The following is a 5,346-nucleotide window of genomic DNA, read 5'->3' on the forward strand; positions in this document are numbered from 1 at the left end:
CAAATACCTTAACCTGTGAAAACACAGGGGAAAGCCTTAAAACCAATATTAGATTCGCAACTAACATTGTTGTTCCTACCCCCATTTATAATATGGGGGTTACGGCAGTCGATCCTCGTCTCCAATTTGATGAATTCACCTTCCCCCGGAAGCTAGACAACCAAAAAATGGTTTTAACAGATAAAGGGCAGGTGCCTGTTCTCCATTCTGTTTCATGTGATGAATACGGTATAGCAGCCCATGACTGGGTAACATTCTCATTCTGTCAGTCCACCCTGGGCGATGAATATTATTCTTTGGCCCCTGAAGATGCTGAAAGTGAACTTACTTATGGCATTGAAACATTCCTTGATCATCACCTATATGAGATTTTTGGCTTTGGCTTGTCTGCTAAACGTGAAAAGGGCATGCATAACTATAAATTTTCATACGAAATGGAAGATATGTTGGGCATTGTCCTGTATGGCCATTCATCAAAAAGAATTAGTGTTCAGATCAATGGTTCTGGTTGTGCCTTAGCTCGTAAGGGTTGGCAATTACGTCTATATAACTGGTTGAACTCTTACAAAATGGTTCATCTTGATGATGGTTCTAATAAGGTTTTCGGTTGTGTTGCTCCAAAAATTACCCGTGTTGATCTTTGTCATGATGATTTTGAAGGCAAGTTTATTAATGTAGACATTGCCGATCTATGGGATAACTTGGATGGTTTTTGGTGTGGTGGTCGCGCTCCTGTGATTCAGCATCTTGGTGCGTGGAAACGTCCATCAGGAAAAGGACGTACTTTTACAGTTGGTGATCGTACCAGTGGAAAGTACGCCCGTATTTATGAACGTGGCAAGAAAGAAGGGGACAGAGATAGTCTTTGGGTTCGTGCTGAAGTCGAGTTCAAGTCTAAAGATCGTTACATCCCTTTAGATGTTTTATTAGAGCCTTCTAAATATTTTATTGGTGCTTATCCATGTTTTGAGTGGTTATCACGTCAGTTACAGCAAGATTTTATTACTGCTGAAAAGACTGAAGTTGTTAAAAAGCAATCCAAAATTAACTGGAACCGTTCTATTGAGATCGTCAAAGAACAGTTCGGTAAATACATTCGTCAATACGCAAAAATTATAGATTCTGATGAATTGGTTCAAATGCTCTCATCTGAAAAAGATGAAGTTCCGAAACGTCTAGAGTTTTCTCATAAAGCTGTCATGCAATCTATTCGTATTAAGCAGCCTATTTCTAATTCTTCTGATGATCTTCCGCTATTCGTCGGGGTTCCTCATTTAACTTCTAATCCATACAAGGAAAATCAAAATGCAATTTACATCTGATGTTGTTGTTCGTGGTTCTAAGCCTTCTAAAGGTGAATATAACGGTACTGCTTATAACTCTACTAAAGTTTATATCGATACTGAAATGCAAGCTGGTGAACGTGCATCTGGTCAAGTTACTTCTGAATATACCTGGGGTACTTCTGAAAATTATGATCGCATTGAAAAAATTCCTCACCCTTTTAAAGCTAAGGCAATCATGCAGATTGTTTCAAACGGTCGTGATTCTAAAACTGTTCTGATTGATCTTATTCCAGAGACTCAGTCACAAGCTAAAGCTTAATATTCAGCCTATTTAGGCTAAAGGGATTTAAGAATGCATGTTTGTAAGACTCTATCTTTACCTAATGAACAGGGTTTACAGACTTGTCTTGAGTGGGTCGTTTACTCTCATCCACTTGCAATTACTAAAGCGCAAATGGTTGAGATAGGCGGTTCTCTTTTAATGGTCGCTGGGTGTTTTCTTGCTTATGCAATTATCGCCAAAGCGGTCAAATCACTATAACCATAGGGGATATATCTCATGGAAAAAAACGTTATTCAGCTTGTTCGCAAGCCTACAATCGGAACTCGTTTAAAGCAAGCGGTTGTTGTTGCTATTGGTACTGCTTTGGCTTTTCATGCAAGTGCTGCTTCTTCAATTGATTCCACAGGTTTAACGTCTGAAATTGATGGTGCCAAGGATACTGTTATTACTTTGTTCGGTGCTGGTTTAGTGCTGCTCGGTATTTTCGCTGGTTGGCGTTATCTCAAGCGTGGTGCGAACTCTGCTTAATGCTATTAAGCCCCTCCGGGGGCTTACTCTTTTAGGGGTTAAAAATGGAAGAAGCAAGCATTTTAAATTGGATTCCAATTGTTATTATTGTAGGTGCAGCATGGCTTATTATCAGATCGCTTTAAGACTATTGCTTTCGTTTGTTATTGCTGTATCTCCAATAATATTAATTAACTCCGCAAATGCTGCCAATGTTGGTGGTTGGACTTTGGGCGGTGGTGTTGCTCAAGGTGCATCAACTGTTTATGACGCAACAAAAAATGTTTTAATTAATGGCAAAAAATTTATAAAAGAATCATCTGTAAAAATTACACCTAATGCTTCACAAGTTGCAAAAGTTTTAGCTCGTGGTGCTGCTGGCTATGCTTTGTCTGTTGCTGTAGAACAGTTACTTGGTTCTGTCGATTGGGTTCTTGATCCTGCTAATAATAGAATACGTTATTCAGTTGGTGCTGAGCCTTCAGATTTGGCAGGCTGGAAAGAGATTTGTATTGCTGAAATTAAAAAACAATATCCCGAAGGTCATCAATTCAGACAAGCATATATAAATAATGCATTTGTTCAATATCGCAAAAATAATACAGAAGTCGCATGTTTATCTCGAAACCCTATTACTCATACCAATGTTCTGATGGCTACTTTTCCTGTTACAGGCGAACAATCTGAAGAAAAATCTATTTCTCTTGATGTTGTAGCTCAGCAAGTAATTTCTAATGCTGCTGCTGGTGATACCAACGCTCAAGCTGCTACAACTGCTGCTGCTGCCGATATTGTTTCAGAAGCTGAAAAAGATGATGCTAAAGCACGTCCTATCGCTTCACAAGCTGAAGCTAATGCGACTACAAAACCCGCCGATGCTGCGGATGCTGAAAATGCAAATGATGCTCTTGGTCAATCAAAACCCAATACTGAAAACCCAGATATAACTGACATTTCTTTAGAGTTTCCGATCTTTTGTAACTGGGCGCCAACAGTCTGTGAAGCTGCTCAAATTGTAATTTCATTTCCTCGAACATTAACCGATTGGTGGAATACATCAAATGAAAAAGCAGATTCCTGGGTTATGTCTATTACTGAAGCTTGGGCTTCTGTTCGCGATTGGGCTACTACTGAAAAGCAAAATGATTCTACTGAAATAGAAATAGAAAAACCTCAACAAGAAACTGTTGATACAGATATTAGTTTTAATGCTTCTTGTCCTGCTCCTTACACTCTTGCTTCTTTTACTGCTTTTGGTAGTTCCCATAATTGGACAATAGATTTTTCTGAAATGTGTTCTGCAATTACAACGTTTGTACGTCCTGTTGTTATTGCTATGGGTGCTTTGTCTGCTGCGCTTATTATTGGTGGGGTGCGTGATAATGGCTAATTTAGCAACTATTTTAACTGGCTTACAGCGTGGCTGGCTTCGTAATGTTTTAGAGGGTGCAGGTATTACTTTTATAACTGCTGGTGCTTCTCTTACTGCTTTTAATATTGCTGTTTCATCTTTCAAAAATTCATTGAATGGTTTGGCAACTGTTGTTGCTCAGTTTGCTGGTTTATTGGGTTTAGATATTTCTTTTAGCCTAGTTTTAGGTGCAATTGCAACAAGATACATTCAAAATTCAGCTAAATTATACCTCGCTCGCAAATAGCGAGGAAGAGGAGCTGCGACGATAACGAGCTTAGGCGAGCGAGGATATATAAATGCTTAATTTAGTCACTGGTGTTCCAGGTGCTTGTAAAACTGCTTATGTTGTTACTCAATTAGATAATCTTGAGAAAAAAAATAAAATCAATTTAAAGAAAAATATCACTATTTATCAGCATAATAAAAAATACTTTGATAAATATTCTGATGATTTTACTTATTATGAATATGAAACTGGTTCGGGTCATACTTTAAAAAGAGAATTAAGCGTTTTATCTGATGATTATTTTGACATTCTTGGTCAAGAATTTGATAGTTTAAGACCTGATGATTATTACTTACGCTCTGTTCAATATAATGAAATTATTGAGCGTATACGTGATCGTGGTGATATTGAGCAGTTTTATTTTTTCCAGCCAGTTAGGACGATCTATACAAATATTAAGGCTTTAAAGATTGATCATGTTCGTGATTTAGTTGTGGATTGGCGTGAATGTCCCGATGGATCTGTTATTGTTATTGATGAAGTGCAATTAGTTCCTCCGTATAATGCAAATAAGACTAAAGATGATCCTGTTGTTCAGGAATTGACAATTCACCGTCACCGTGGATTTGATTTTTATTTTATTACCCAGGCTGCAAGTTATTTGCATCCTACAATCAAAGAGTTAATTTCTTGTCATTTGCACATAACCCGTCCTTATTGGCGTACACCTAAAGTTTATCAATATGGTTCCTTGCGTGCTTATCCCAATACTCTTGTAAATAAACTAAATTGCGAATCTAAGTTTACGTTTAAACCTAAAGATCATATTTTTAAGCTTTATAAATCAACGTCTATTGATACAAGTAAAAAGCGTTTTCCAGTTGGTTTATTTGGTTTTGGTGCTTTTGTCGTTCTAGCTCTTTCTGTATTTCTTTATGGTTTATCAGGAGGTGCTGGGTTCATGGGTCATTTTTTTGGTTCTGATGAACATGTTTCTAAAAATAATACTGGTTCTTCCGCTGGTCCTGCTCCTTCTTCTAGTTTTGCTTCCAGTCATCAAGAGGTTGTGGATCTATCGTTAGAATGTCGAAAAGGTGCTAATGTTGAAAAGCCTGAATGTGTTCAATGGTTTAATGACTTATCCAAAAAGTCATCATCTGTTGATCCTCAAAAAATAACAGTTTCATATAACCCTGATAAGCCTTATGACTTTGCATATGTGCCAGATGTTCAGCCAACTGATTTTCCTCGTATGTCTGGTGTAATTAGGCTTTCTAGTGGTCAATTGATGGCTGTTGATCAGCAAGGTAATTATATGCCTCAAATATCTGCTAAAGACTGTCAAAGATGGTTAGATGGTTATAGGCCTTTTGATTATTTTGCTCAATCTCAGCAGCAGCAGAAGGGGCGGAGTGTCCCTGAACAACAGAATTCTGATTCTCAATCATCTTTCCCTGATGACAATGCTGCTTCTGAATTCTAGTTGTTATTAGCCAGAAAATGGGTTGGGGTTCCCATTTTCGTCGAATATATAGCGGCTTATAACATGCGGGTTACGATTGACTAAAATTAGATCAATAGAGTGTTTTTATATTTACTGGAGACGTTAATGGCAAGTTTATATTCTATG

At 37.7% G+C, this 5,346-nt stretch carries 6 protein-coding genes; all 6 read left to right on the top strand.

What is annotated here, in order from left to right:
- The first annotated feature begins 92 nt into the window (after positions 1-92).
- Positions 93-1,322, top strand: a complete 1,230-nt coding sequence (locus NI461_RS13675; protein WP_253157745.1) for a replication initiation factor domain-containing protein — start codon at positions 93-95, stop codon at positions 1,320-1,322.
- Positions 1,306-1,605, top strand: coding sequence for a hypothetical protein (locus NI461_RS13680; RefSeq protein WP_253157725.1), 300 nt, complete (start codon positions 1,306-1,308; stop codon positions 1,603-1,605). Before NI461_RS13675 ends, NI461_RS13680 begins: the two co-directional genes overlap by 17 nt.
- A gap of 240 nt (positions 1,606-1,845) precedes the next feature.
- Entirely contained in the window at positions 1,846-2,097 is a 252-nt protein-coding gene (locus tag NI461_RS13685; protein WP_253157728.1) for a major capsid protein, read from the top strand.
- 100 nt (positions 2,098-2,197) lie between these two features.
- A complete protein-coding gene (locus NI461_RS13690) occupies positions 2,198-3,466 on the top strand; it encodes a virulence factor TspB C-terminal domain-related protein (protein ID WP_253157730.1) in 1,269 nt (422 codons plus the stop codon).
- Positions 3,459-3,734, top strand: a complete 276-nt coding sequence (locus NI461_RS13695; protein WP_253157734.1) for a DUF2523 family protein — start codon at positions 3,459-3,461, stop codon at positions 3,732-3,734. The genes NI461_RS13690 and NI461_RS13695 overlap by 8 nt, the downstream gene beginning before the upstream one ends.
- Before the next feature lie 52 nt (positions 3,735-3,786).
- Positions 3,787-5,199, top strand: a complete 1,413-nt coding sequence (locus tag NI461_RS13700; RefSeq protein WP_253157737.1) for a zonular occludens toxin domain-containing protein — start codon at positions 3,787-3,789, stop codon at positions 5,197-5,199.
- Positions 5,200-5,346 lie beyond the last annotated feature (147 nt).

The sequence above is a fragment of the Acinetobacter sp. S4400-12 genome, from assembly GCF_024129495.1.
Taxonomy (GTDB): Bacteria; Pseudomonadota; Gammaproteobacteria; order Pseudomonadales; family Moraxellaceae; genus Acinetobacter; species Acinetobacter lwoffii_C.

What these genes read in the sequence shown, in the direction of transcription:
- NI461_RS13690 (WP_253157730.1), top strand. Translation starts at nt 2,198, where the DNA reads ATGGCTTATTATCAGATCGCTTTAAGACTATTGCTTTCGTTTGTTATT.
- NI461_RS13675 (WP_253157745.1), top strand. Translation starts at nt 93, where the DNA reads ATGGGGGTTACGGCAGTCGATCCTCGTCTCCAATTTGATGAATTCACC.
- NI461_RS13685 (WP_253157728.1), top strand. Translation starts at nt 1,846, where the DNA reads ATGGAAAAAAACGTTATTCAGCTTGTTCGCAAGCCTACAATCGGAACT.
- NI461_RS13700 (WP_253157737.1), top strand. Translation starts at nt 3,787, where the DNA reads ATGCTTAATTTAGTCACTGGTGTTCCAGGTGCTTGTAAAACTGCTTAT.
- NI461_RS13695 (WP_253157734.1), top strand. Translation starts at nt 3,459, where the DNA reads ATGGCTAATTTAGCAACTATTTTAACTGGCTTACAGCGTGGCTGGCTT.
- NI461_RS13680 (WP_253157725.1), top strand. Translation starts at nt 1,306, where the DNA reads ATGCAATTTACATCTGATGTTGTTGTTCGTGGTTCTAAGCCTTCTAAA.